The following is a 24,710-nucleotide window of genomic DNA, read 5'->3' on the forward strand; positions in this document are numbered from 1 at the left end:
TAGGCATTTCCCTACATACATTAGAGAACAGACGATTGTCGTCTTATGAGATGTCCTCAGCTTTTGAACATTCATCAGGAGGTGGATCTATGGCTGGTTTTTTCGCATCAATTGCTCTGTTCATTAAGCAGCTTACCTTATTAGTATCCTATGTTAAAAACAATGCGTTCCCCCAACCACTAAAAGAGGAAGAAGAACAATATCATTTGTTAAGGATGGCTGAAGGAAGCATAGAATCCCGTAACATATTAATTGAACATAATTTAAGATTGGTCGCACATATTGTAAAAAAATTCGACAATACTGGAGAAGATCAAGAGGATCTCATTTCGATTGGTACAATTGGCTTAATTAAAGCTATCGAGGGGTTTCAAGCGGGAAAAGGTACAAAATTGGCTACCTTTGCAGCTCGATGTATAGAAAACGAGATCCTTATGCACTTACGTTCTCTGAAGAAAACAAGAAAAGATGTTTCATTACATGATCCAATTGGCACTGATAAAGAAGGCAACGAAATAACCCTTATTGACATACTTGGCAATGAAGGCGAAGATATAGCAGACCAGGTCCAACTGGAAATGGAAAAAAGTAAAATATTTAAAAACCTTAGTATTTTAGATCCTCGGGAAAAGGAAGTCGTGATTACTCGATTTGGACTTCTTAACGGCGGAGATGAACGTACACAACGTGAAATCGCTAAAGAGCTCGGCATCAGCCGCAGTTATGTATCGCGTATTGAGAAACGAGCCTTAATGAAGCTTTACCATGAGTTTTATAAGGAGACGGATAAGGTAAAGCGAAGATGATGCTAAAATGAAAAATGATATTATGCTTACCTTGCAAGCTTAATATTAAATTTAGGTTGTTGTCCCATACTTAAGCCCCGCAAATTTTAGCGGGGCTTTTATTGTTAGCAAGCTCAAATGAGTCATCTCCATCGTTCACTTGACAGTCTCCCACCAACGTTCAAATACTGGAAATTGATGATGAAGAACTATAGTTTCTCCAATTTTTGGAGTAATTAACGTAACACCTGCTTCTCTGGCAGCCCGCTCAGCTCGTTCAATTGGATCGGTCCATGAATGATACGCTAATGTAAATCCACCCCAATGAATAAGCATCATCGTTTTGCCGTATACATCCTTACAGGCTTGTACTGCTTCTTCTGGCAGCATATGTACACCTTGCCAACGTCGGTCATATTGCCCACCTTCCATTAGTACAAGATCAAACTCTCCGTAACGAGATTGGATTTGCTTAAAATGATCGCCATAACCGCCATCTCCACTTGTGTAAAGTGACAAACCGCTGCCTTGCATTACCCATCCGCCCCATAAGGTCGAATTACGATTAAATAAGCCTCTGCCTGAAAAATGTCGTGATGGAGTAAAGGCTATTTTTAAGCCTTGCAGGTCATATTCATCCCACCAGTTAAATTGAATTATTCGCTCCTGCTTAATTCCCCAGCGGAGCAAATGATTATCTACGCCAAGCGGAACAAAAAATAGCGATGCTTTATTCATTAAGCGCAAAATCGTTTTGTAGTCTAAATGATCATAATGATCATGCGTAATTAAAACGGCATCTAGCTTAGGCAGACGTTCAATGATATGCATTAAGCTGCCTGTGTATCGTTTACTGCCGACAAATGAAACCGGAGAAGCACGATAGCTAAATACTGGATCAACTAGCAGCTTTTTATTATCTATGCTTACTAGAAAACTTGAATGTCCAAGCCAAGTTACCGAATCCGCTTGACTATAAATGTTGTTCCAATCTAACTCAGTAACAGCTAGCTTAGTTCGAGGGCTTCGGTTATTATTTGCAGCCATCTCTTTAAGCATCGAGAAAAATTCAGCAGGCGTAAAGCTCATTTTGTTCGGCTCACGATTTATAAATTTTCCTCGTTCATAATGCTCTAACTGCTCAAATGCTAATTTCTGTTCCCTCTGTACGTTTCCGCCAAATGCAGGATAAAATCTAATAAACAAAGCAACTATTACGAGCAAAATAGCAATGCAACTTATTACAAGCATAGAGTTCCTCCCTCGACTCATTGCTATTTGTTAGCTTTTTTATTTTTGCGTCTAAGAAAAAGATGTTCACATCTCCGTAAAGAAGTAAAGAAAAAAGCATCCAATATTGGACGCTATTGCTGTATCTTTATGCTCATTGTATTGAAACTGCTCTAACTATCAAATTCAACAAGCCAAATGTCACGCTTAAAATGCGTTTTGGCAACTACCCCATAATCTACTATAGTTGCTCCTAGATCAAGCAATTCCTGCTCAATCGGCTCCACTGAAACGATAACCGCGCGTTTACAAATACGCTTTAAAGTCTCAAGCATTTGTGTTCGCTGTTCAATCGGCAGCACAGAGCAATGATTATATGGTAAATCGATAATCGCTACATCATAGCTGCTAGATAATTCTCTCATATCTGCAATCTTCACGCTGCAAGCATAGCCAAATGCCTGTAAATTTTCTCTTGCTCCGACTACGGCAAGCGGATTAATATCATATCCTTCAACGTTTATCCCTTGCTCTGCTGCTTCTAACAAAACAGTACCAATGCCGCAGCAAGGATCTACCATCGTTAGACTACCCTTAAGCTGCGGAACTAAAATATTAACAAGTGCTCGAGCAACTCTTGTACTTAGCGCTGTAGAATAATTACGCGGCTTGCGCTCATGTTGCTGCCATACCGCTTGCTGAACCTCGTATTCTCCAAGCAGCCAAAATCCTTCCCACTCGATAACGCCAAGCTGAATGGTTGGATGATGCAAATCCACTTTTCCACCGATCTTCATGCCAAGCTCACGCTCTATAGATCTGCGCTGCTTGTATGCAAGCTTTTTCGGCTCCCCATTTACTACAGCTTCAAGTGCTACAAGTTTATATGTATCTCCTAAGTGAAGTTCAGTTGCCTGTTGAAGCAGCTCTGTAAAGCTGTCTGCTTGCAGCCAAACCTGCAAACGATATTTCATATATGGGCTGCGCTGCACAGATAGATTATGCGAGCTTTTTAAAATCGCAGATGAACCATGCCAACTTGGCTCTATGCCTAGCAATTGTCTGCTTTCCAGGCTACAAAGCGAACGTTCCTGATCATTGCTCACTAAGCGATAAATATAACTTAGCGGAGTAAATTGCGTATGCTGCATATGTCCTTTACTTTGCTGCCTCATTCCTGCCATGGCGTATTTTGAGCAGTATTCTGCAATTCAATATATCGTGGTTGTTCTTCTATTAAAAAGCTTTTGTTGCAGTTCGGACATTGCTTTGCATCAATTGGAATAGAGCTTTTGCACTTAGGACATTCTTTTTCATCTGTTAAATTAATCATTCGCAATTGATTCTGCTCAATTTCATTTTTTAGGATAGAAATTTGCTCCAACTGCTCACTAAAAAATTCAAGTTGCAGCTCTTGTCCAAGCTCAGCAGCCTGTACCACCTTTTCTCCAATTTCTTTATATAAGCTGTTGATTTCATTTTGCTTTCCTACATTTATTAGCTTTAGCTTATTAATCTCCACTAAAACCTTAGCTTTAGATCCTGCTTCACTAACACTTGTTTTTATTTTATCCATAAAGCTCATTCCAAATCACTCCTGTGTTCCTTCAGTACGTTTCATTTACTATCATAGAGGTGATAGCAACAAAGCGCAACAATTTCTAATTAGTGTGATTGTGATGCCTCTTGGAACTGCATTTCGAGCGCCATTACAATATGTTCGTCCAAAAAAGGCTTCACAATATAATCTTTTACTCCGTTCATAATCATTTCCATGATGAATTTTTTATGTCCAATTGCTGAGCATATAATGATTTTTGCGGATGGATCGAGCTCTAATAGTTTTTTTATAGTATCAAAGCCATTCATACGCGGCAAAATAGCATCAATAATGACAAGATCAGGATGATAACGTTTAAATTTCTCAATCGCTTCCTCGCCGTCAGAAGCTTGAGCGATTACCTGATGATTCTGTCGTCGAACAATGCTAGCTAAATGGTCTCTCGTCGTGGATGAATGATCAACGATCATCACCTTCTTCATGCAATGCACATCCTCTGTCTTATCTACCTACAGCTTAACGAACTTATCTTAATAAAAACTGAAATTTACCTAAAATCAGTATTAATGTTCTGCCTCATATGATTTATTGTATTCATATTCATCAGATGGTAATCGCTGCGCGAGAAGTTCACAATGATCGGCTAATGCTCTAACGATGTTCTGTTGATGTTTAGTCCGATATTCAGGATGTCTTGCAGAATATAGGTTGTTATTTGTAATGTCCGCCTATTTTACCAGCTCGATCACGTGCTTGACCTGGAGGTGTTACAGAAGAAGCACGCATAATTGCAGTATCGCCAAAGCGAGCTTTGATTGCATCTGTTGTACGCTCGAGGACAAGCTGCTGCTCATAAGGATTAAATAACTTTAACTGCTCAACTTTATCACTTACTAATTGACCAAGACTAACGCCGATGCTGCGTACAGGCTGCCCATCCCAGTGCTCTTTAAATAACGCGATCACCGTTTCATACATTTCCGCTGCTATATGGGTAGGATCGGCAATTTTTCGTTGACGATGAAATCCTGTCGGCATATCAAAGCTTGTGCCGCGACAAGAAACAGATATAACACTGCCCATATATCCTTTTTCCCGCGCCTGTCTGCACACCAGCTCGGTTAACTCTCTAAGCACAATTTTCAATTCATCAAAAGTTTTATAATCTTTCGGCAACGTCATATGATGACCGATTTCTTTTTGCCCTGCATGCGCTTGAGGGTAAACAGGACTGTAGTCAATGCCATTTGCTATACTCCAAAGCACTTCACCATTGATGCCCCATCTTTGCTTTAGCTTATGAACTGGATATTGAGCCAGTTCACCGATCGTATAGATACCAAGCTTATTAAGATGCAGATGCATCTTGCGACCGACCATAAACATTTTTTCAACAGGTAACGTCCATAGCGTTTCTGCTAGTTTTTTCTTTTCTAACACATAAATGCCCGTCTCATTCTTTTTTGCAAAATTATCACATGCCATTTTTGCCAGCACTTTATTTTCACTAATCCCGACACGGATATATACACCTGTCATTTCTTGCACTTCATGTTGAATTTGCTTTGCCAGCTGCTCTGCATCTCCACCGAATAAATGAAGACTGCTCGTCACATCTAAAAACTGCTCATCGATACTGTACGGCTCAACCAGATCTGTGTATTGATTATAAAGCCATGTAATGCGCAGCGACATATCAATATATGTCTGCATACGCGGCCGAATAACAACCAAATCAGGACATTTTGCAAGTGCCACGCCAAGCGGTTCTGCTGTTGTCACTCCAAATGACTTAGCAATAGGGCATGCAGCTAGAATAATTCCGCTACGCCGCTCTGGATCTCCAGCGACGACAAGGGGCTTATCACGATATTGCGGATTTGCAGCCTTTTCAACTGATGCATAAAACGATTGGCAATCTGCCAGCATAATCACTTTTTTCATATGGATCGCCCCAATACCAAACATATGTTCTTATTTATTATATACACCTAGCTGTTAACTTATTCAACTGGAAATATATTTCAGGTTGGTTCACATTTGCATAAACCAAATAAAAAGCTATGCGGATTTACCACATAGCCTCCTATTGATTTAATTAAGCTTGCATAGCCTTAATCATTTAATAATCCAGTAGCATTAACCTATTTTTTCAATAACTAAAGATGCACTAATAACTTCAGAGCCGATGGGCCCACCGCCAACTGCATTTTGTAATGTAATTGTTGCACCAGTAGTATCAATACGATTAAGTGTTAACACCCCAGCAGTCGTAAACTGTGCAATCACCTGACCTTGATAAGGTTGGTTTCCTGATTCTGTACCATAGTTACTGCCTGTCACAAGCGCAGGTGGAAGAATGCCATCGTTGAAAAATAAGGCAAAGGCTGAGTTTCCTGCAACTGGGAATACTGACCAAGAAATGTTATAGATGCCTGGCTCATTAATATTAATATTAGTCGATGTAGGAATAAAGGAAATCGCTGTACCATTAATCACTGGTGGAAGATTAAAGGAAACTGCTCCTCCTTGATCCCCAGGAACTAGCGGAGCATCAATCGCTTGTTCTTCATTGCTTGCTATATAAGCAAAAACTTCAATCCCACCAGCCGGACCTGTAGCTCCTGTTGGACCTGTTGGGCCGGTTGGGCCAGTCGGACCTGTTGGGCCTCTTTTAATAGGATGAATACCGCTTATTAAAACGTCTTTGCTTTCCCCGCGTATCATTTCATCTTCAAATCTCATTCTATTTCTATTAACCTCCTTTTTTAAGATATAACATAATATTAGATTTTCAGATAAATGCTTGTGTATAAGTACAACTATTAGAAAATAGTGAAATATCATTTTTTTGATAAATCATAGGCAAATGCCGTGTTGCTCATAGTCAAATGTCCATAGACTGATGTGAACGATGTTTAAAGGAGGAATATTTAGAATGGTAGCAGTAAGTGGTAACAATTACCATCAAATATGCTTATCTTGTATGAATAACTATGTAGGGGTACAAACTTCGGATGGTCAAACGCATGACGGGTTTATTGCCCACGTAGATGATCAATTTGTCACTTTAGCCATTCCCGGAGAAATGATGACTTCAGAGCAAGATGCTCGACAATTTTCATTTTATCCAGGCTATTTCCCACGGAGAAGATTTTACGGCAGAAGAATTCCGCTTGGGGCAATTACTGCATTATATTTACTGCCATTCTTCTTATAATTAATAATGTATATTAAAAAAGGGCTGCTCAGAGCATTACAAAAGATTAACTCTCTGAACCTCCCATTTTTTAATTAGAGACTTCTTAATGTTGCTTAAGCAATATAAATATGTCTTGCTCGGGAGCTGGGCAATTTTCTCGAAATTGCTAGCTCCTTTGCTATTAGTAATATAAACCTAATGTTGCTTTTACATCTAAAAATGAAATTTATGTTTTCTCCCAACTGCCCAAGACATATCAAACAACGGATTAGAAATCTTTTTTAAAATCGGACTGGATAATAGCAATGTAAGTGCAAATGCAAATAGAACGATTGCGATTTTGCTTGCGAGAGAATTAAACATTGCCGGCAAATTCAGCGAAATGAAATATTTTATGACAAACCCGTGAAATAAGTACACAATCATCGTATTTTGTCCGGCTAACGAGATAAGTGGCACTTTTCGTTTCGTAACCGTAAGCATTAAACCTAGTCCAAGCACCACAGCAAGCCCCATAATGCCTAGTCTATACAATCCAGCGTACCATTCATTAGTTGCTAATTGCTCATATGGAAACGTATGGTAAAACCATTCCACCTTTATTTTTGCTGCATAATGATAAAAACCGAAAAAAGTAAAAGCAGCGGCCGCTAACATGCAAACCTTAACTGTCTTTGTTCTCAGAAAATCAAGCCATTGCTCCTTCGTGTAAAAACCAGCTAAAAAGAACGGCAGCAATACAATCGTTCTCGATACACTTCCATAGTAGCTAGCATCCTTCGCATAACCAACCAAAACAGCAGCTGCAATAGAAATCGGCAAGATCCATTTTAATTTCACTAGCACTGGCAATAATGCTTTCCAAATCATTAAACTAAACAAAAACCACATAAGCCATGTTGGTGTAAAGTAAGTGAATGTTAGTTTCTCCTCATTATAAAGCCAGTAATCAAATAAAGAATATAACGTCTCAAAAATCATATAAGGAAAAAAGATTCTTTTTACGATCTTAATTGCATAATCATCGCTATCGATTCGCTTCGTAAAGTAACCAGAAATAAAAGCAAACAGCGGCATATGAAAAGAATAGATAAATATATAAATGGACAAGATTAATCTGCTATCAATAAATGGCTCTAATGCATGTCCAAGAACAACAAGAAACATTAATACAAACTTCAAATTATCAAAATAATAGCTTCTTTCCAGCAAAATATAGCTCTCCCTTCACAATACCATGTACAAGTCTACACCTAAAGCTGTATTCTGTCATGTAAGGGAAGCCGAAACATATTGATAATCCAAGTAAAGTTTGGATCAAATGGTTAGTTAATCTTTCGCTGAAAAGAGATCCAAAAACAAAAAACCTCAATGCCAGAAGCATCAAGAGTTTCAAGGTAGTGTTCCCTTGAACTAGCCTACCTTGATAACTACTATTAAATTAAAATATTTCAACTAAGAAGTTACGCATTATTCTTGTGGACGAACATCGTCCCAGTACTGTTGAAGATTTCCCATGGCTAAATGATGATGGTATTGATAATGACCCAAGAAAAAATCACATTACCTCCTATGTACTTTTTAATTAAAAATCCACTTGTACCGCATCAACACCTCGTTTGATGTACTCGACGTCAACACGTAGAGATGCATCCTTTTCGCCATCTGTACGAGCTTCTTGCTTTGCTTTTCCTACCCAACCAAGTATGATTCATTAATCGTGCCTATAATGGCTAATAGTCCTGCATAGTCCATTGCTCCACCTAAAAATTCAGCAATAAAAAAGACCTTAATAATCATCTGCACGTGGAAAATTTCGCAGATAACATTAAGATCTTTTATTAATTTAATATCAACACCATTCAACCCAAGCTAATAACTTATGTGACTATTTCATCTTTTCTCTTTTTAACTGCTTTATTAGGAGGTCCCGATTGAATTGTTTTTACATTAATTATTTTTCCATTATAAACGGTAAAGGACTTTAACCCTGAATAACTATCAATTCAGTCAAAAAGTGCTTACCATCAAAAGATGAAAAATAATAAGGGATGAACGGGAAATTACCTAATTAAATAGTGTAATTCCCCTAAGTCATCCCCCAACTTAAATCACTAAAATCCCTCGCCGTTTCAGCGTTCTTCTAATTAGTAATGCGTTAAATATTGGTCAAGCTCCCATTGGTGTACTTGCGTGCGATACATATCCCACTCGATTTCCTTCAATTCATAGAAATGAGCAAGTGCATGATCACCAAGTGCATCACAAATGACATCTGAACGAAGCAGCTCATTTAACGCTTCACGCAAGCTGCTAGGCAAGCTGTGAATATTCTCATCAAGACGCTCTTCTTCAGTCATAATATAGATGTTGCGATCAATAGGTGCAACAAGAGGCATCTTGTTACGGATTCCATCCAAGCCAGCCTTCAAAATAACGGCAAGAGTTAAATAAGGGTTTGCCGCTGGATCAGGATTACGAACCTCAACACGTGTAGAAAGACCGCGTGAAGCCGGAATACGAATCATCGGAGAACGATTGCTTGCTGACCAAGCAACGTAGCAAGGAGCTTCATAGCCTGGAACAAGACGCTTATAAGAGTTAACAGTTGGGTTAGTGATAGCAGCAATTGCACGCGCATGGTACATCAAACCTGCCATAAAATGACGTGCAGTATCACTTAAACCAAGCGGATCATTTTCATCATAAAACGTGTTTTTACCATCTTTAAATAGTGATACGTGACAGTGCATACCAGAACCATTTGCACCATATAGCGGCTTAGGCATAAATGTTGCATGCAAGCCATGTACACGGGCAACTGTTTTAACAACTAGTTTAAAAGTTTGAATTTGGTCTGCAGCACGTATAGCATCAGCATATTTAAAGTCGATTTCATGCTGACCAGGAGCTACCTCATGATGCGATGCTTCGATTTCAAAGCCCATTTCTTCTAACGTTAACACGATGTCACGACGACAGTTTTCACCTAGATCCATAGGCGCCAAATCAAAGTATCCACCTTGGTCATTAAGCTCATTTGTCGGACTGCCCTTTTCATCCGTTTTGAACAAGAAAAACTCAGGCTCTGGTCCAACGTTCATTTTGTCAAAGCCAAGCTCTTCTGCTTCCTTAAGCACTCGTTTTAAGATTCCGCGCGGATCTCCAGCAAATGGTGTGCCATCTGGCATATAAATATCACAAATTAAGCGAGCGATACGATCCTCAGTCACCCAAGGGAAAACAACCCAAGTATCTAAATCTGGCACAAGGTACATGTCGGATTCTTCGATTCGTACGTATCCTTCAATAGAAGAACCATCAAACATCATTTTGTTGTCCAGCGCTTTGTCTAGCTGGCTTACTGGAATTTCCACGTTTTTTATTGATCCAAGCAAGTCAGTAAATTGCAAGCGGATAAACCGTACATTTTCTTCTGCAGCAATTCGTTTGATATCCTCTTTTGTGTAACCCATTATCTCATCTCCTCATATTTTCATTCGGCTTCTACTACGTATCCGCACGCATGAAAAAATTTCTAAATATGAAATGCAGAATCAATTGCAGCGATAAACATAGCAATTAGCGTTTATTATGCATAAATCTTGTAAGCTGTCCTTGGATAATAGAGGTTTGACCAGGGCGCTTTTCCAACAACTGCTGTTTCAGTAAACGATGAAGTTGCATATCTGATAATTCTCTGCGCTTCACTTCTGATTGCTCGCTTACTTTAGTTGCTTCTTCAGATTCTTTAGAAACCGGATTCATAACTTGCTTAATCCCAGCAATGTTTACTCCTTTTTCTATTAACGCCTTTATTTCAAGTAAACGTTCTACATCATTAAATGAAAATAAACGTTGATTACCGCCGGTTCTTGCAGGAACAATCAGCTCATGCTGCTCATAATAACGAATTTGTCTAGCAGTTAAATCAGTCAACTTCATCACTATTCCTATTGGAAATAATGCCATATTTCTACGGATTTCGTCAGCCATATTGCACCATCCTTCCTGTAGCTATATTCATTTTATTGTACCGAGTTACGACAAATATGTCAACTGGTGTAAGGTTTAATTACAACAATCCGTGATTTTTCATTCTCTCTAATGCTATTAGTATACCATATTTAACATGACCGTAGGTTAATCCACCTTGCATATAGGCGATATAAGGCTCGCGAATCGGTGCATCTGCAGACAGTTCAAGACTTCCACCCTGTATAAACGTGCCCGCTGCCATTATAACTGCGTGCTCATAACCAGGCATGTCCCAAGGCTCTGGAGTAACATGCGCATCAACTGCCGCTGCCTGCTGAATTCCTTGTACAAATGAAATAAGGTGATCCGCTTGTCCAAATCTGACAGCTTGAATCAGGTCTGTGCGCTTTTCATGCCATTTCGGCTTCGTCTCAAAGCCAAGTCGCTCAAATACAGCTGCTGCAAGCACGCTTCCCTTTACTGCTTGAGCCACTAAATGAGGCGCAAGAAACAATCCTTGGAACATTGAGCGTAACGTTCCTAACATAGCGCCCACTTCAGCGCCAATTCCTGGAGCTGTCAAACGGTAAGCTGCCGCCTCAACATATTGGGCTTTCCCTGCAATATAGCCTCCTGTTTCAGCAAGACCTCCGCCTGGATTTTTAATAAGCGAACCTGCCATAAGATCAACACCAACCTGCGTTGGTTCTAATAACTCAGTAAACTCTCCATAGCAGTTATCAACAAATATGATTGCCTGCGGCGCAAGCTCGCGCACCTTGTTAACCATTTCAGCAATTTGCTCGATCGTAAACGATGCGCGCCAATCATAGCCACGTGAGCGTTGAATACCTATCACCTTCGTGCTAGGTTTAATCGCTTGAGCTACTCCTTGCCAATCAACACTGCCATCTTCAAGCAAGGCAACGTCATTATAGGTAATGCCCCAATCTACAAGCGAGCCACTTCCGTCCTTCTCCTTACCTATCACCTTATGTAAAGTGTCATACGGTTTCCCTGTAATATATAGTAATTCATCACCTGGCCGCAATACACCAAATAGCGCTGTACTAATCGTATGAGTGCCTGAAGCAAAATGAGGTCTCACTAGCGCCTGTTCAGCACCAAACACATCAGCATAGACTAAGTCTAACACCTCACGCCCGCGATCATTATAGCCATAGCCAGTTGAACCAGCAAAATGATAATCGCTTACTTTATGTTTTTTAAATGCTTCAATAACTTTCCATTGATTTTTTTCACTAATACGTTCTACTTCTAGCAATGCTGGACGTATTTGATCCTCTGTTTCATTTAATAGTGTTTCTAGTTGCTGCCATGTTTCGCTTCTTTCCTGCTGCATCATTTCGTCTTGTTCACCCCAACCATAAATTAGGCATCTCTACAAGTAGAGATGCCCGAGTACTGTTTATTTAATATCCTCTGATCGAATATTTATCAGCTCAGACTTACTAGGCGTTCCTTTCGGATATTGATTGATAATCCGCACAGCATGATTTCGCACAGCCTTTTCTAATAAATTACGCACAAAACGAGCATTACTAAAGCTAAACTGCTCTGTTTGCTTTGCCTGTAAAATAATTTGTCTTAACTTAAAAGCAGCATGCTGCGACAATACATAATCTCGCTCCCGAACCATTAGCTCAGCAATTTCCATTAGCTGATCAATATTATAATCAGGAAAATCAATGATTAACGGAAACCTCGAAGGCAGTCCTGGATTCGTCAGTAAAAACTGCTCAATTTCATATGGATAACCTGCTAATATTAATATAAATTGATTGCGCGAATCTTCCATATGTTTGACCAATGTATCAATCGCTTCTTTACCGAAATCCTTTTCGCCGCCTCTTGCTAGGCTGTAGGCCTCATCAATAAATAATACACCGCCCATTGCTTTTTTTACAAGGTCTCGCGTTTTTTGTGCAGTATGTCCAATATATTCGCCTACTAAATCTGCACGTTCAACCTCAATGAGATGCCCTTTTGAAAGGACGCCCATTTTTTGAAATAACTTAGCCAGTATACGAGCAATTGTCGTTTTCCCAGTTCCCGGATTACCCTTAAAAATCATATGATAGACCTGCGAGGCTTGGCTTAACCCCATTTCTTGCCGCATACGATTAATTTGCAGTAACGCATAAATTTCAAAGACGATTTGTTTTACCTGCTCCATGCCAACTAGCTTATTCAACTGTTCCTCAAACTCTGCAAACAGATGATGCGTTCCTACTCGTTCTTCTGTAACTACACGATCCTCATAAGGAGATTCATGTATAATTGGCGCTGGTTCATAGTTGCGCAGCACCACGTTAATTTGCCGTGAACGTTTATCTTGGTAATGAGCTTCACTAGTCATTACTTTACTACTCATGCTAAGCATCACCTTTCCTTTTCCAAGCTGAGCAAAGAAATCGTAGTAAAAGTGTATTCTAGCTAGTACATCGTTATTAGAAGATTTGTGACTTATTCTAATATTATTCAAATCAGTTCTTAAAAAACCAGATATAACCTAAATAACCGTACTATATGCTTAAACCAAGCGGCATAATTAACTTATTAATTTGCCATTTAGTGTATGCAAGCATTTCTCTCGTATAATGATAGCTTTCATTCAATACTTTAGTTTTCACTCCTGCAGCTTGCACCTGATCCAATCCGACAAAATGCGCAATATCCTCAGCACGTTTCGTATGATAGTTGTGTGTAATAATAATCGCCGAGGTCAGATCATTGTGTTCAGCTACTCTTGCGCTATACAATAAATTTTCATGCGTATCGCTTGATTGAGTTTCTAAAAGCAACCTATTCTCAGGAACACCTGCTTTCATTAAATATTGTTTCATTCCTTCAGCTTCGCTCATTCCACGAGAGTGTGGCGGCTTTCCGCCGCTTAAAATAAAATAATCAAACAGATCTTGCTCATATAACTCAATTGCATAATCTAACCGTTCTTTTAAAGCAGGGCTTGGCTGCTCATTCCACAGTGCAGCTCCCAGCACGATTCCTGCATCTGCCTTATGTATTGGTTTTTGCTCATTAAAAATGATGACATAATACGCATACAAGCACCAAACGAGCAACAAGCAGGCAGCAATAAAAACACCTCTTATCGCTAAGCGGATCATGCTTGCTTTTTGCCGTTGCTTTCGTTTAGCACTATTATGCTTTACTTTCTGCCGAGTGGCAGATGCCTGCTTTCTGTTATCCCCAGCATTTTCGACAGTCTTTGCTCGTTGGCTGGGTACTTGTTTTTTTACCGTTGACTGCTTACGGGCTTGAGCATGTTCATTTTTATTTAATGGAACATCCGACTCAGCTTTAGACGTTCTTTTTCGCTTATATGTTGCATCCTTTGTACTTGCATGCTGCGGTTTACTCATGACTCACTCAGCTCCCACGCTCTATCGTATAAACGCTTATGACGCATACTTAATGTAAAGAAGCGAAACTTTCCATTGCGAATCATCGATAATAAACGTGCTGCTGTTTTATGCGCTAGTTGGACATCGCGATAGCTAATTTCACCAGCTTTATAGGCTTCTTCAAGCTCATCCTCATCCATTAAAAACACTTCACCGCTAGGTAATACCACAACATCCAAATACAAATCGTCAAACCAAGGAACCTTTTGCTCAGTTAAGCCTTGGTTTTTGCAAACATCAATATACCACTGCACAACCTTTCCCTCTCGATCAAACATTGTCGTTACGACGAAATGCTCTCCCTTAGGAAAGTGCTGCATCCAAACATATCCCTCATCAGCTAGACATATCTCCTTACCTCCGTATACCTTATATAACGGGTCTCTCAGTTCATGGATACGATAAAAGGTAAGAATGCCGTGAAACTCTTTCTGATCAATATGCATACAGGAGTAGCTCTTGCGAATAATTCTTCTCCAATTCGCACGATCCGAAAATTTTCTTTTCATATTTTTACTTACCTTTCTTCAATATGGGTCAACACTATGTTTAAAGCTTAACATAGTCAGCAGCAATATCCAACTTTTTAGAAAATTAGAGCGCCGGAAATTCATCGGGCGCTCTAATTTTACGTTTATTTAAGTTTATTAATAATCTGATTCTTGCATTTCCTCAGATAGTCCTTCAGTGACATCAAGTGGATTTATCTCGCCATCTGTCGATTGCTCTGGCGGTTCAGTTACCTCAGGTGCAGCTGTTTGTGTCGGCTCATCAGAAACTTCTGGTGTTTCCTGTGGCGGTGCTGTCGGCTGCTCAGAAGACGTTGGCTTATTCGTTGGATATGGATTTCCTTCGATCAAATCATCATCATCGCCAACTTCATCCATTGGTATTTCTGGAACTTGAAGGTCGCTATCAGGAATATCTACAGATACAATATTGGATGGCTCACTCGATATATTATTTTCTAAATCATGTGCAACCACATAATATTGATAGTTCTTTCCTGGGAATACGCTCATATCGTCGATCGTGAGCATTCCTTCCGTTTCAGCAAAGTGACTAAAGGTTCCGCTATTTTGTTCCATTCGAAAAATTTCAAAGACAACATCACCCTCATAAGCTACGCTCCAGTTTAATGTTACCACTAAATTTTCCTCATCTAAGGAATAGGTCAGCTCACCCATTTCAGGCTTAACAACCTGCGCTGGCTCTTCTTCCTCAATTGGCTCAAAATTTTTCTTAGGAATAGTTGCAAGTGCAGGTTTCATAACTTTAGCAAAAAACGCTGCTGCCTGCGAGCTGCCATTTTTCAATAAGTGCTTCTCATCGGTATTGTCATAGCCCATCCATACAGCGGCTGTCCATTCAGCAGTAAAACCAACAAACCAAACATCGCGGTTTTCACTGCCTTTATGATTAGGCAAACCATGCTGAGTAGTACCTGTTTTACCTGCCACAGGTCGATCAATTTGAGCTTTTTTACCCGTGCCGGCTTCAACTACCTTCTGCAGCATTTGTGTTAAATATTTAGCTGTTTTCGGTTCCATTATCTGCTGAGACTTAGGAGCTTTATACGTATATTCATAACCTTTGCCTTTAATACTGCGAATCGTATGCGGATCTACGCTTTTACCATCATTTGCAATAACGCTATATGCTGTCGCCATTTGCAATGGTGAGAAGCCTTGCTCCAAGCCGCCAAGTGCGCTTGCCAAATTATACTCTGTTTCTTTCAATCCTACGCCTAATTTAGAAGCAAATTCATTAGCTTTTTTAATGCCAACCTCATTTAATAGCCATACAGCAGCTAAGTTACGTGAATCCTGCAGCGCTTGTTCCATCGATACCGAAGTTGCTCCCCACTTATCTGTTGGGCAATATTTATCAAAGCATTTACGGTCAATCTTCAATGTTGTCGACGGCGTGTAGCCTAAATATTCTATTGCAGGTCCGTAAGCGATAAGTGGCTTATAGGATGAACCAGGCTGTCTTTTCTTCGTTACACGATTCCAGCCCTTCTTCACATAATCTCGACCGCCAGACAACGCCTTAATTTCTCCATTTTCATGATCAATAATAATCATCGAACCCTGAACGATTTGATCATCAACACTTTTCTCAAAGTTATCAGGATCGGCAAACTCATCATCCATAATATCCTGCGCCTTGGAATTAAGGGTTGTATAAATATGGAATCCGCCTACACGAAGCTCTTCTTCTGACATTTTTGTAACTTCTACTGCTTCCTCAACAACCATGTCAATGAATGCCGCATATTTATTGTTGTTTGTAAATTTCTCATCATGTTCTGGCTCAACATATTCAACCTGCTTCGCTTCCTTCATTTCCTGCTCAGTGATGTACCCTTGATCGTACATCAATTGCAGTACAACGGCTCTCCGTTCGAATGAAGCTTCAGGATTGCTAATCGGATTATAACGATTTGGCGCCTTCGGCATAGCTGCTAATGTTGCTGCCTGCCATAGCTCTAAATCTTCCAGCTCTGTATCAAAATAATATTCAGCGGCTGCTTTAATCCCATGAATACCGCGACCATAATAAATACGATTTAAATACATTGTTAAAATTTGCTCTTTGGACATTTGATTTTCTAGGGCAACGGCAATCGAAGCTTCAGTTGCTTTACGGAAAATCGTTTTATCCGCACTTAGGAATACGTTTTTCGCAAGCTGCTGGGTAATTGTACTACCGCCCTCTACAGCACTGCGAGCAATAATATCCTTCACAACGGCACGGCCAATCGCAACGAAATCAAGTCCAGAATGTTCCCAGAAACGTCTATCCTCAGTTGCAACAAATGCGTCTAACACGATCTGTGGAATTTCAGAAAACTCTGCGATTTCACGGTTTTCAGCAACATCATATAGACGAGCAATCTCTACTCCTTCTGCATCATAAATAATCGATGCCTCACCAAATTCCAGCTTGTCTCCATGCTCAGCAAGAATGCGCTCACCGTTAATAATAATTGCTGAATAACCAACAATTGCTGCAACGATCCCTAGAACAATCGCGAAGAAAATACTATAAAACCATATTTTTCCAGTTTTCTTTTTCTTCTTTGCTTTAGTTGGTTTCTTATTTGGGCTATGCCCACCTCGGTCTTGAGTTCTGCCCGAATTACGAGAATTTTGCTCACTCATGATGACCCCTCCTACTAACAATTGCAGCTTTCCTGCAACACCATTTCCATCATTGCAGGCTGCTGCCTTCTCTCTTCTTCATAATTAAAGCAATACAAAGCAACAAACAACAAGCAATCTGAGATAAACAACAGCAACAACAAAAGCAACCCAGCCAAAGCAAGGGTTGCTCCTGCACGCCGCTATTTACATAGACGAAACAAAATTAAAAAAGTTGCAAATTTGCTAGCATATGTAGCATTCAGCTTTAATAATCTGCTTATTGCCCTAACTCTTGCTGCATTAATGTCACATTGCGCTGCGGTACGAATGTAGAGATCGCATGCTTATAGACCATTTGTTGACGGCCTTCTACCTCGATAATTATCGTAAAATTATCAAATGCTTTAATCAAGCCACGAATTTGAAAACCATTCATTAAAAATACGGTAACTTGAATTTGATCCTTGCGCAACTGATTCAAAAATGTATCTTGAATATTGATAGGTTTATTCATTTGGACGTTACCCCCGTCTACTTAAAAGATTGATTAGTAATATATTCAAGATGACCTTGAAACTTTCCTGCTATTATAGCATGAATAGAGTCTAAAATCTCCTCATAATTTTGATCCATGTCAATCCAATGAAGATCTTGCATATGTCTAAACCAAGATAGCTGACGTTTTGCAAAGCGTCGCGTATCTCTTTTAAGCAGCTCTACTGCTTGCTCAAAGCTGCATTCACCTTCAAGATAAGCAATAATCTCTTTGTAGCCTAATGCCTGTCTTGGCACTGCATTCAGCGGAAGATCTCTAGCTAGTAGCTCCTTCACCTCATCTACTAACCCTTCCTCAAGCATCGCATCTATTCGTTCTTCAATACGAGCATATAACTTAGCACGATCACGCGTCAAGCCTAAAATAACTAGATTATATGGACTTTGCTTCTGCTGCCCGCGCTTTTGACCTTGTTGCTGCTCACTAAACGGTTGTCCTGTTAAATGATAAACCTCTAGTGCACGTATTACGCGACGAATATCGTTCATATGCAATTTCTCCGCAGTCTTCGGATCGACTGCAGCTAGTTTTTGATGCAACGCCTCATTTCCATACTCTTTCGCGTAAGCTTCCATCTCTTTACGAAACGACTCATCCGATCCTTGATCGCTAAATTGAAATTCATAACATAACGATTCAATGTATAATCCAGTGCCTCCTACGACAAAGGGAAGCTTTCCTCTTGCAGTAATATCCTTGATAAGCTCCTTCGCACGCAACTGAAAATCTGCTGCTGAAAAAGCTTCCTCTGGATCACAAATGTCGATGAGGTGATGCACGATCCCGTCACGCTCTTCTTCTTTAATTTTTGCAGTACCGATATCCATACCACGGTACACTTGCATCGAATCGCCGGAAATGATTTCTGCATTGTAACGCTTAGCTAAATCTATACTAAGTGCCGTCTTTCCTACAGCCGTCGGACCAACAAGCACTAAGAGAGGAGGCTTGTTTAATGAATCAATCACATTACGTTGTTCAGCGAAAATTTGTCTCACTTCCTCCATGGCTAGCCCAAATAAATTAATTTCAAATGTTACACTCAGGCACACTGGTACGAAATATATGTAATTAAGCTAGCTCTATTTTTCCATAGGAAACACGCTCAGCACGCCCGCTGTCGCATCTTGCGAAGCCAAGCCGTTCAAATTCACTACTGCCGCTATGCTCTTTAAGCACTACACATTTGCGAGCAACCCGCTTCGCGTGTTCTATCGTTTCTAATGACAATGCTTCATGATTGGCAATTCCCCGAATCGCTCCGATTGCGCTGGATTCATAAACAGGCTGACGAAACATTGGATCAAAGTATACAATATCAACGCTATTATCAGCAAGTGATGCTATATATTGAGCGTGATGAGCATGAATAAGCTCAATTCGCCGCATTGCTTGCTCAATTTGCGGAATATCAACCTTATAATGCTTTAATCCTTCTCGAACGACTAAATAAAGGAGCTGCTGGCTCTCTAAAGCAATAACTTTGCCAGCCGCACCTACTCCCATTGAAAACACCAAGCTATCACTGCATAAGCCTGCTGTACAGTCTAGCACAACGTCGCCCTCTTGACAGTCAGTTAACTCAAGCAGATGTTCTTTGATGCCGCGCAGCATACCTTTCAGCTTAACAAGTGCCATACTTGGATGATAAACAAGCGGCTTATCTAAATTAGGCGGTGTATATAAACGCAGTTCCTGCTCTGTAACAACAAGCATAGCAGAAGCGCGCGTGCGCTCAAACAGCTTTTTAACACTCATTTGTCTGCGTTCAACAAGCGGTACACCAAGCTCTTCGGCTAGTGACCTCCCATAATTTAACAGCTCTACATCAGGAAACTGCGAGGTTGTAACAACAATCAAGACATCACCCGCTTAAACATTTTTTCGAGATCATATTTTGTAAGATGTACGATAATCGGTCGACCGTGTGGACAAGTATAAGGTTGTTTGCAGGCTGCAAGCCGCTTTAACAATCCTTCCCCTTCTTCACGTGTCATTCGGTCATTGGCTTTAATCGACGCCTTACAAGAGCACATAATTGCCGCTTCCTCGCGGAATTTCATCAGGTCTATTCGCTTACGCTGTTCAAGCACATATTGCACCATTTCATCGATAATCTCTGCTTCCTTACCTTTTGGCAACCATTCAGGATAGGCGCGCACAAGATAGGTTTGCTGACCGAAAGGCTCCATGTAGACTCCTGTCTGCTCCAAATAAGGCAGCAAATCCTTTAAGCTTGCAGCATCCCCTGGTGTAAATTCCATCGTTAACGGCACTAATAGCTGCTGACTAGCATCCTGCGGCTGACCGAATTTTACAAGATAATATTCATAGTTAATCCGTTCGTGAGCAGCATGCTGGTCAATTAAGTATAGACCGTCTTCAGCTTGAGCAATAATGTATGTTCCATGATGCTGTCCAATCCAGTGCAGCTCAGGAAATTGTCGCTGTCCTTCTGTAGCTTCTGTCTGTTCAGCATATTCATTTGCTTGCTCTGAATAAGGGGGTTGCAGCCCAGCTGTTTCACTTGAATCGAAGCTTATGTTAGCAGCGACTTCCTCTCTGCTCTCGACAGGTGGAGTTTCATTTGCTTTTCTATACAAGCGTTCTGCTGCATCCGTTGGAATACGCTCTCTGCTGCTAGATCCTAAATTTGCTGAATTGTAGCTGCTAGCGCTACTAGAACTAAAGCTGTTACTTGAAGGAAAACTGCCCGCTGGGTAACGATTGCCGCCTGCATTCCATTGACCAGTAGCTGCTTTGCCTGCTGGATTAATGGCTTTTGCCCCAGTTACGTCATAGTTGCTGTTTGTTTCATCAGCTACATGAAACGAAATCGTTCCTTGCACAACTTCTGCCCCTGCACGCTCACGTTTCTTTAAAGTTTCAATACCGGGTGTATAACGAAGATTGCCTAATTTTGCGCGCACTGCTTGTTCGATTAGTGCTTTTAGCTCCTGCTCTTTACTAAACCGCACCTCCAGTTTGGAAGGATGGACGTTGACATCAAGCAGGGCAGGATGCATTTGAATTTCTAATACAGCAAGCGGAAAGCGATGAATCGGCAACAGCGTATGATAACCTTCCGTTAAAGCCGTATTGCAGGCAATACTTTTAATATAACGGCCATTGACAATAATCGTAATCCCATTGCGATTGGCACGCGTCAGCTCAGGCTTAGAAATATAGCCAATAATCTCATAGTCTGGATCTGAGGCGTCGATAGGCAGCATCATTTTAGCAGCACTTGTACCATAGATCGCTGCAATTACTTGCAAGCGATCCCCGCTGCCAAGAGTACGCAGCAACACATTTCCATTATGCTTAAGCGTAATTGCAATTCCTGGATGAGCAAGCGCAATACGATTAATATAGTCCGATATATGACCTAGCTCTGTCTGCACAGTTTTCATATATTTCAATCGTGCAGGAGTGTTATAAAACAAGTCACGAACAGTAATGCTTGTCCCTTTCGGAGCATTATACGGCTCGTCAGCGGTCAGCTTTCCGCCTTCAATCACAATACGCCGCGCAAGGCCACTCTGATCAACAGAGGAGATACATTCCACCTTAGCTACGGCAGCTATACTAGGCAATGCTTCACCGCGAAACCCTAGACTAGCAATGCGAAACAAGTCACTGCTGCTGGCAATTTTACTTGTTGCATGACGTTCAAAGGCAGTAAGCATATCCTCCTGTTCTATTCCATCACCATTATCGACAACTCGAATATAGGATAATCCTCCCTCTTCGATCGTTACGTCAATTGTCGTGCTTCCTGCATCGATGGAGTTTTCCACCAACTCTTTTACAACCGAGGAGGGACGCTCCACCACCTCACCTGCGGCGATTTGGTTTGCCAATTGCTCGTCAAGCAGTTTTATTCTTGCCATAGCTTATCCTCCTTTCCTCATTGCCGCACTAGCGCAGCTTTAACTTTAATTCATTTAGTAAATTCATCGCCTGCATCGGTGTCATATTAAACAAATCTGCGGTTTTAAGCGACTTAATTACTTGTTCCTCAGCAGCGTTTAGTTTAGGCTTAACTGGCGGAGCTGGTTCATCAAAGATCGATAGCTGAACAACTTCTCCTGCTAAATCTTTCGCAGCTTCATGAGCACGTTCAGGTTTATTATCTCGCTCTATCGGAGCAACTAAATTATCCTTGTCGTTTTGCCCCGTTTGAGAAAGTGATAGCGCCTGTTGCGCTGCATGATGGGCAGCAGGAGATATAGCAGCACTAACTTTTACAGTACGTTCGCCAAGATCAAACGGCAGGTCAAACTCTTCCTCGTCCTCAGCTATTTTAGTCGTTGCTGCAGTTTCCTCACGTTTAACTGAGCTATTACCATCAGCGCTGCCCTTAACAGCTTGTCCACTCGTTTTCCGCTGCTCATTCATATCTTCCTCAAGCAGCGCATATGCTCTAGAAATGATTTCTGCTGGCAACCCTGCAAGTTGAGCGCAATAAATACCATAGCTCGTATCCGCAGCACCAGGAACAAGCTTACGTAAAAATGTTACCTGATCACCACTTTCCTCAACTGCCATCCGAGCATTTGTTAAGCTCGGTAACGATTCAGATAAATGTGCCAGCTCATGGAAATGCGTTGATACAAGTGCCTTACAGCCAATATTGCCATGCACATATTCAATAACAGCCTGTGCGATCGCCATTCCTTCCGCAGTGGACGTACCGCGACCAAGCTCATCAATAATAACGAGACTGCTCGGTGTAGCATGCTCAGTCATAATTTGAATATCTTTCATTTCCACCATAAAAGTACTTTGCCCGCCAATTAAATCATCAGCAGCGCCAATACGAGTAAAAATGCGATCCGTTAACGGAATTGTGGCAGCCTGTGCGGGCACAAAGCAGCCAATTTGCGCCATAATAATAATTAATGCGACCTGACGCATATAGGTGCTTTTACCAGCCATATTAGGACCTGTAATAAGTAGAATTGAGTGCTCATTTGCCGTCAATGAAGTGCCATTTGCAATAAACGGCGTGCCATCCATCATCACTTCTACCACTGGATGTCTGCCTTCCTCAATAATTAAATCATACCCTTCGGTCATATTTGGCTTAACAAACCGTTGCTCGCTGCTTACCACTGCAAGACTTTGATACACATCTAGCTCAGCGATTACTGCAGCAAGCTTTTGCAACCGTGTTAAATGAGTCAGCAAATGCTCTCTTAACTCAAGAAAACGGCTATATTCCAAATCAACCATTTTTTCTTCAGCTTCAAGAATAAGTCTTTCCTTTTCCTTTAGCTCTGGCGTCACATAGCGTTCTGCATTAGCTAACGTTTGTTTCCGCTCATATCTGCCTTCTGGCAAGCTACCAATATTCGCCTTCGACACCTCTAAATAATAGCCAAATACTTTGTTATAGCCGATTTTTAAACTTTTAATGCCTGTTGCTTCACGCTCGCGATTTTCCAAATCAGCTAGCCATTTCTTACCGTTGCTGCTCGCTTCACGCAGTTGGTCCAAATAAGCGTCATAGCCTGGACGAATTAATCCGCCTTCACGCAAGGACAATGGCGGATCGTCTACAAGCACCGTATCAATCGTATCAGCAATGTCCTCACAGACATCAAGCGACTGAACTAAAGATACTAACTCAGAATTACCCGACTCTAAAATTAGCTGAACAACTGGCGGTACTCTGCGTAGCGACAGTTTAAGAGCATGAAGATCTTTCGCATTAGCATTACCATAAGCTATTCGACCAACTAAGCGTTCCAAATCATAGATTGGCTTCAGCTCAGCACGCAGATCTTCACGCAAAATCATGTTTTTATATAGCGCTTCTACTGCGTTATGTCTTCTTTCAATTTCCTTTAAGCTTAGCAGCGGCTTATCAATCCAGCGTCTTAATAAACGGGAACCCATCGCCGTTTGCGTGCGATCTAATAGCCATAGCAAAGAACCCTTTTTACTGCGATCGCGTACAGTTTCCGTAAGTTCAAGGTTTCTACGTGTATAATAATCAAGAATCATAAACTGCTGAGGCTCATAGCTAGTTAAAATCGTAAGATGCTTAAGCCCGCGCTTTTGCGTATGAGCCAAATAGCCTAGCAGCACTTTCACCGCACGACGTCGAACGCCTTGTAAGCCGTTTAGCTGCTCTGGAGAAAATTGCTCAGTTAACACACTCTCCTCGCAAGCATCCCAGCTAGTCAGCGGCACATTGCGCGACCAATTGCTGGCATCCTTTAACTGCTGTAAAACATCCTTATCGCCAACAAGCTCTGCAGGACTGTAAATATTAATCTCATCAAGCAATGTGCCAATTGAGCCAGGCAATGAAGTTACATATAATTCACCAGTCGACAAATCACTGCACGCTACGCCGTAGACACCTTGCTCACTGACAACGGCCCCGATAAAGTTATTTCCTTTGCCGCTTAGTGTTTTTTCCTCCATCACAGTACCTGGTGTAACCATTCTGACGATCTCACGTCGCACAACACCTTTTGCCTGCGCTGGATCTTCTACCTGTTCGCATATTGCAACCTTATATCCCTTTTCGATAAGACGCGCGATATAGTTTTCTGCCGCATGATAAGGAACTCCGCACATCGGAATTCGTTCGGTTCCCCCGCCATCGCGTCCAGTTAATGTTATTTCTAATTCTCGAGCAGCAAGAATCGCATCATCAAAAAACATTTCATAAAAATCGCCTAGTCGAAAAAAAAGAAAGGCATCCTGAACCCCTTTCTTAATTTCCAAATATTGCTGTATCATTGGTGTGTAGCCTGCCACTGCATTCCCTCTTTTCGTTCTTCAAT

General features: G+C 41.0%; 21 protein-coding genes. 2 read left to right on the forward strand and 19 right to left on the reverse strand.

The features are described 5' to 3' along the window. Positions 1-89: 89 nt before the first annotated feature. On the forward strand, positions 90-806 hold the full coding sequence (sigK, locus tag AC2TDL_RS19795) for an RNA polymerase sporulation sigma factor SigK (protein WP_484697772.1): 717 nt from the start codon (positions 90-92) through the stop codon (positions 804-806). Between the two features lie 135 nt (positions 807-941). Here the strand turns inward: sigK and AC2TDL_RS19800 are convergent, their stop codons facing one another. The 6 genes from AC2TDL_RS19800 to AC2TDL_RS19825 form a co-directional block, all read right to left on the reverse strand. After that, positions 942-2,036, reverse strand: a complete 1,095-nt coding sequence (locus tag AC2TDL_RS19800; RefSeq protein WP_484697773.1) for an MBL fold metallo-hydrolase — start codon at positions 2,034-2,036, stop codon at positions 942-944. Positions 2,037-2,188: 152 nt separating this feature from the next. After that, positions 2,189-3,190, reverse strand: a complete 1,002-nt coding sequence (locus AC2TDL_RS19805; protein ID WP_484697774.1) for a TRM11 family SAM-dependent methyltransferase — start codon at positions 3,188-3,190, stop codon at positions 2,189-2,191. Then, complete coding sequence (locus tag AC2TDL_RS19810) at positions 3,187-3,600, reverse strand: zinc ribbon domain-containing protein (protein WP_484697775.1); 414 nt, start codon at positions 3,598-3,600, stop codon at positions 3,187-3,189. The genes AC2TDL_RS19805 and AC2TDL_RS19810 overlap by 4 nt, the downstream gene beginning before the upstream one ends. A gap of 80 nt (positions 3,601-3,680) precedes the next feature. Continuing rightward, positions 3,681-4,058, reverse strand: a complete 378-nt coding sequence (locus AC2TDL_RS19815) for a response regulator (RefSeq protein ID WP_484697776.1) — start codon at positions 4,056-4,058, stop codon at positions 3,681-3,683. Positions 4,059-4,287: 229 nt separating this feature from the next. Next, positions 4,288-5,520 (reverse strand): DNA polymerase IV, encoded by a 1,233-nt coding sequence (locus AC2TDL_RS19820; protein ID WP_484697778.1) that lies wholly within the window; start codon positions 5,518-5,520, stop codon positions 4,288-4,290. A gap of 195 nt (positions 5,521-5,715) precedes the next feature. After that, positions 5,716-6,321, reverse strand: a complete 606-nt coding sequence (locus AC2TDL_RS19825) for a collagen-like protein (RefSeq protein WP_484697779.1) — start codon at positions 6,319-6,321, stop codon at positions 5,716-5,718. 193 nt (positions 6,322-6,514) lie between these two features. Between AC2TDL_RS19825 and AC2TDL_RS19830 the strand changes: the two genes are divergently transcribed. Then, positions 6,515-6,796 carry a phosphatidylinositol kinase gene (locus tag AC2TDL_RS19830; RefSeq protein WP_484697781.1) on the forward strand — a complete coding sequence of 94 codons (282 nt, stop codon included), beginning with the start codon at positions 6,515-6,517 and terminating at the stop codon, positions 6,794-6,796. A gap of 195 nt (positions 6,797-6,991) precedes the next feature. Here the strand turns inward: AC2TDL_RS19830 and AC2TDL_RS19835 are convergent, their stop codons facing one another. The 13 genes from AC2TDL_RS19835 to mutS form a co-directional block, all read right to left on the reverse strand. Beyond that, entirely contained in the window at positions 6,992-7,990 is a 999-nt protein-coding gene (locus tag AC2TDL_RS19835; protein WP_484697782.1) for an acyltransferase family protein, read from the reverse strand. Between the two features lie 935 nt (positions 7,991-8,925). Further along, positions 8,926-10,254, reverse strand: a complete 1,329-nt coding sequence (glnA, locus tag AC2TDL_RS19840; RefSeq protein WP_484697783.1) for a type I glutamate--ammonia ligase — start codon at positions 10,252-10,254, stop codon at positions 8,926-8,928. A gap of 106 nt (positions 10,255-10,360) precedes the next feature. Next, complete coding sequence (locus AC2TDL_RS19845) at positions 10,361-10,774, reverse strand: MerR family transcriptional regulator (protein WP_484697785.1); 414 nt, start codon at positions 10,772-10,774, stop codon at positions 10,361-10,363. Positions 10,775-10,853: 79 nt separating this feature from the next. Beyond that, positions 10,854-12,122, reverse strand: coding sequence for a methionine gamma-lyase family protein (locus AC2TDL_RS19850; RefSeq protein WP_484697786.1), 1,269 nt, complete (start codon positions 12,120-12,122; stop codon positions 10,854-10,856). A gap of 63 nt (positions 12,123-12,185) precedes the next feature. After that, positions 12,186-13,151 (reverse strand): AAA family ATPase, encoded by a 966-nt coding sequence (locus AC2TDL_RS19855; protein ID WP_484697787.1) that lies wholly within the window; start codon positions 13,149-13,151, stop codon positions 12,186-12,188. A gap of 151 nt (positions 13,152-13,302) precedes the next feature. Then, positions 13,303-14,160, reverse strand: coding sequence for a YdcF family protein (locus AC2TDL_RS19860; protein ID WP_484697788.1), 858 nt, complete (start codon positions 14,158-14,160; stop codon positions 13,303-13,305). Then, positions 14,157-14,711, reverse strand: coding sequence for a ribonuclease FAU-1 family protein (locus tag AC2TDL_RS19865; protein WP_484697789.1), 555 nt, complete (start codon positions 14,709-14,711; stop codon positions 14,157-14,159). The genes AC2TDL_RS19860 and AC2TDL_RS19865 overlap by 4 nt, the downstream gene beginning before the upstream one ends. A 138-nt stretch (positions 14,712-14,849) precedes the next feature. Next, positions 14,850-17,369, reverse strand: a complete 2,520-nt coding sequence (locus tag AC2TDL_RS19870; RefSeq protein ID WP_484697790.1) for a transglycosylase domain-containing protein — start codon at positions 17,367-17,369, stop codon at positions 14,850-14,852. A 259-nt stretch (positions 17,370-17,628) separates the two neighbouring features. After that, positions 17,629-17,865, reverse strand: a complete 237-nt coding sequence (hfq, locus tag AC2TDL_RS19875; protein WP_484697792.1) for an RNA chaperone Hfq — start codon at positions 17,863-17,865, stop codon at positions 17,629-17,631. 17 nt (positions 17,866-17,882) lie between these two features. Beyond that, positions 17,883-18,914: a tRNA (adenosine(37)-N6)-dimethylallyltransferase MiaA gene (gene miaA / locus AC2TDL_RS19880; protein ID WP_484697794.1), complete on the reverse strand. Its 1,032-nt coding sequence runs from the start codon at positions 18,912-18,914 to the stop codon at positions 17,883-17,885. A 64-nt stretch (positions 18,915-18,978) separates the two neighbouring features. Continuing rightward, positions 18,979-19,767, reverse strand: a complete 789-nt coding sequence (locus AC2TDL_RS19885; RefSeq protein ID WP_484697795.1) for a class I SAM-dependent methyltransferase — start codon at positions 19,765-19,767, stop codon at positions 18,979-18,981. After that, positions 19,764-21,800, reverse strand: coding sequence for a DNA mismatch repair endonuclease MutL (gene mutL / locus AC2TDL_RS19890; protein ID WP_484697798.1), 2,037 nt, complete (start codon positions 21,798-21,800; stop codon positions 19,764-19,766). The genes AC2TDL_RS19885 and mutL overlap by 4 nt, the downstream gene beginning before the upstream one ends. A gap of 28 nt (positions 21,801-21,828) precedes the next feature. Further along, a complete protein-coding gene (gene mutS / locus AC2TDL_RS19895; protein ID WP_484697799.1) occupies positions 21,829-24,684 on the reverse strand; it encodes a DNA mismatch repair protein MutS in 2,856 nt (951 codons plus the stop codon). Positions 24,685-24,710 lie beyond the last annotated feature (26 nt).

The organism is Paenibacillus sp. plas6 (assembly GCF_057221655.1).

Bases quoted from the DNA above. Each gene is read 5' to 3' on its own strand.
- sigK (WP_484697772.1), top strand. From the start codon at position 90: ATGGCTGGTTTTTTCGCATCAATTGCTCTGTTCATTAAGCAGCTTACC.
- hfq (WP_484697792.1), bottom strand. From the start codon at position 17,865: ATGAATAAACCTATCAATATTCAAGATACATTTTTGAATCAGTTGCGC.
- AC2TDL_RS19825 (WP_484697779.1), bottom strand. From the start codon at position 6,321: ATGAGATTTGAAGATGAAATGATACGCGGGGAAAGCAAAGACGTTTTA.
- glnA (WP_484697783.1), bottom strand. From the start codon at position 10,254: ATGGGTTACACAAAAGAGGATATCAAACGAATTGCTGCAGAAGAAAAT.
- AC2TDL_RS19865 (WP_484697789.1), bottom strand. From the start codon at position 14,711: ATGAAAAGAAAATTTTCGGATCGTGCGAATTGGAGAAGAATTATTCGC.
- AC2TDL_RS19850 (WP_484697786.1), bottom strand. From the start codon at position 12,122: ATGATGCAGCAGGAAAGAAGCGAAACATGGCAGCAACTAGAAACACTA.
- AC2TDL_RS19820 (WP_484697778.1), bottom strand. From the start codon at position 5,520: ATGAAAAAAGTGATTATGCTGGCAGATTGCCAATCGTTTTATGCATCA.
- AC2TDL_RS19830 (WP_484697781.1), top strand. From the start codon at position 6,515: ATGGTAGCAGTAAGTGGTAACAATTACCATCAAATATGCTTATCTTGT.
- mutL (WP_484697798.1), bottom strand. From the start codon at position 21,800: ATGGCAAGAATAAAACTGCTTGACGAGCAATTGGCAAACCAAATCGCC.
- AC2TDL_RS19810 (WP_484697775.1), bottom strand. From the start codon at position 3,600: ATGAGCTTTATGGATAAAATAAAAACAAGTGTTAGTGAAGCAGGATCT.
- miaA (WP_484697794.1), bottom strand. From the start codon at position 18,914: ATGGAGGAAGTGAGACAAATTTTCGCTGAACAACGTAATGTGATTGAT.
- AC2TDL_RS19815 (WP_484697776.1), bottom strand. From the start codon at position 4,058: ATGAAGAAGGTGATGATCGTTGATCATTCATCCACGACGAGAGACCAT.
- AC2TDL_RS19845 (WP_484697785.1), bottom strand. From the start codon at position 10,774: ATGGCTGACGAAATCCGTAGAAATATGGCATTATTTCCAATAGGAATA.
- AC2TDL_RS19855 (WP_484697787.1), bottom strand. From the start codon at position 13,151: ATGAGTAGTAAAGTAATGACTAGTGAAGCTCATTACCAAGATAAACGT.
- AC2TDL_RS19800 (WP_484697773.1), bottom strand. From the start codon at position 2,036: ATGCTTGTAATAAGTTGCATTGCTATTTTGCTCGTAATAGTTGCTTTG.
- AC2TDL_RS19860 (WP_484697788.1), bottom strand. From the start codon at position 14,160: ATGAGTAAACCGCAGCATGCAAGTACAAAGGATGCAACATATAAGCGA.
- AC2TDL_RS19805 (WP_484697774.1), bottom strand. From the start codon at position 3,190: ATGAGGCAGCAAAGTAAAGGACATATGCAGCATACGCAATTTACTCCG.
- AC2TDL_RS19870 (WP_484697790.1), bottom strand. From the start codon at position 17,369: ATGAGTGAGCAAAATTCTCGTAATTCGGGCAGAACTCAAGACCGAGGT.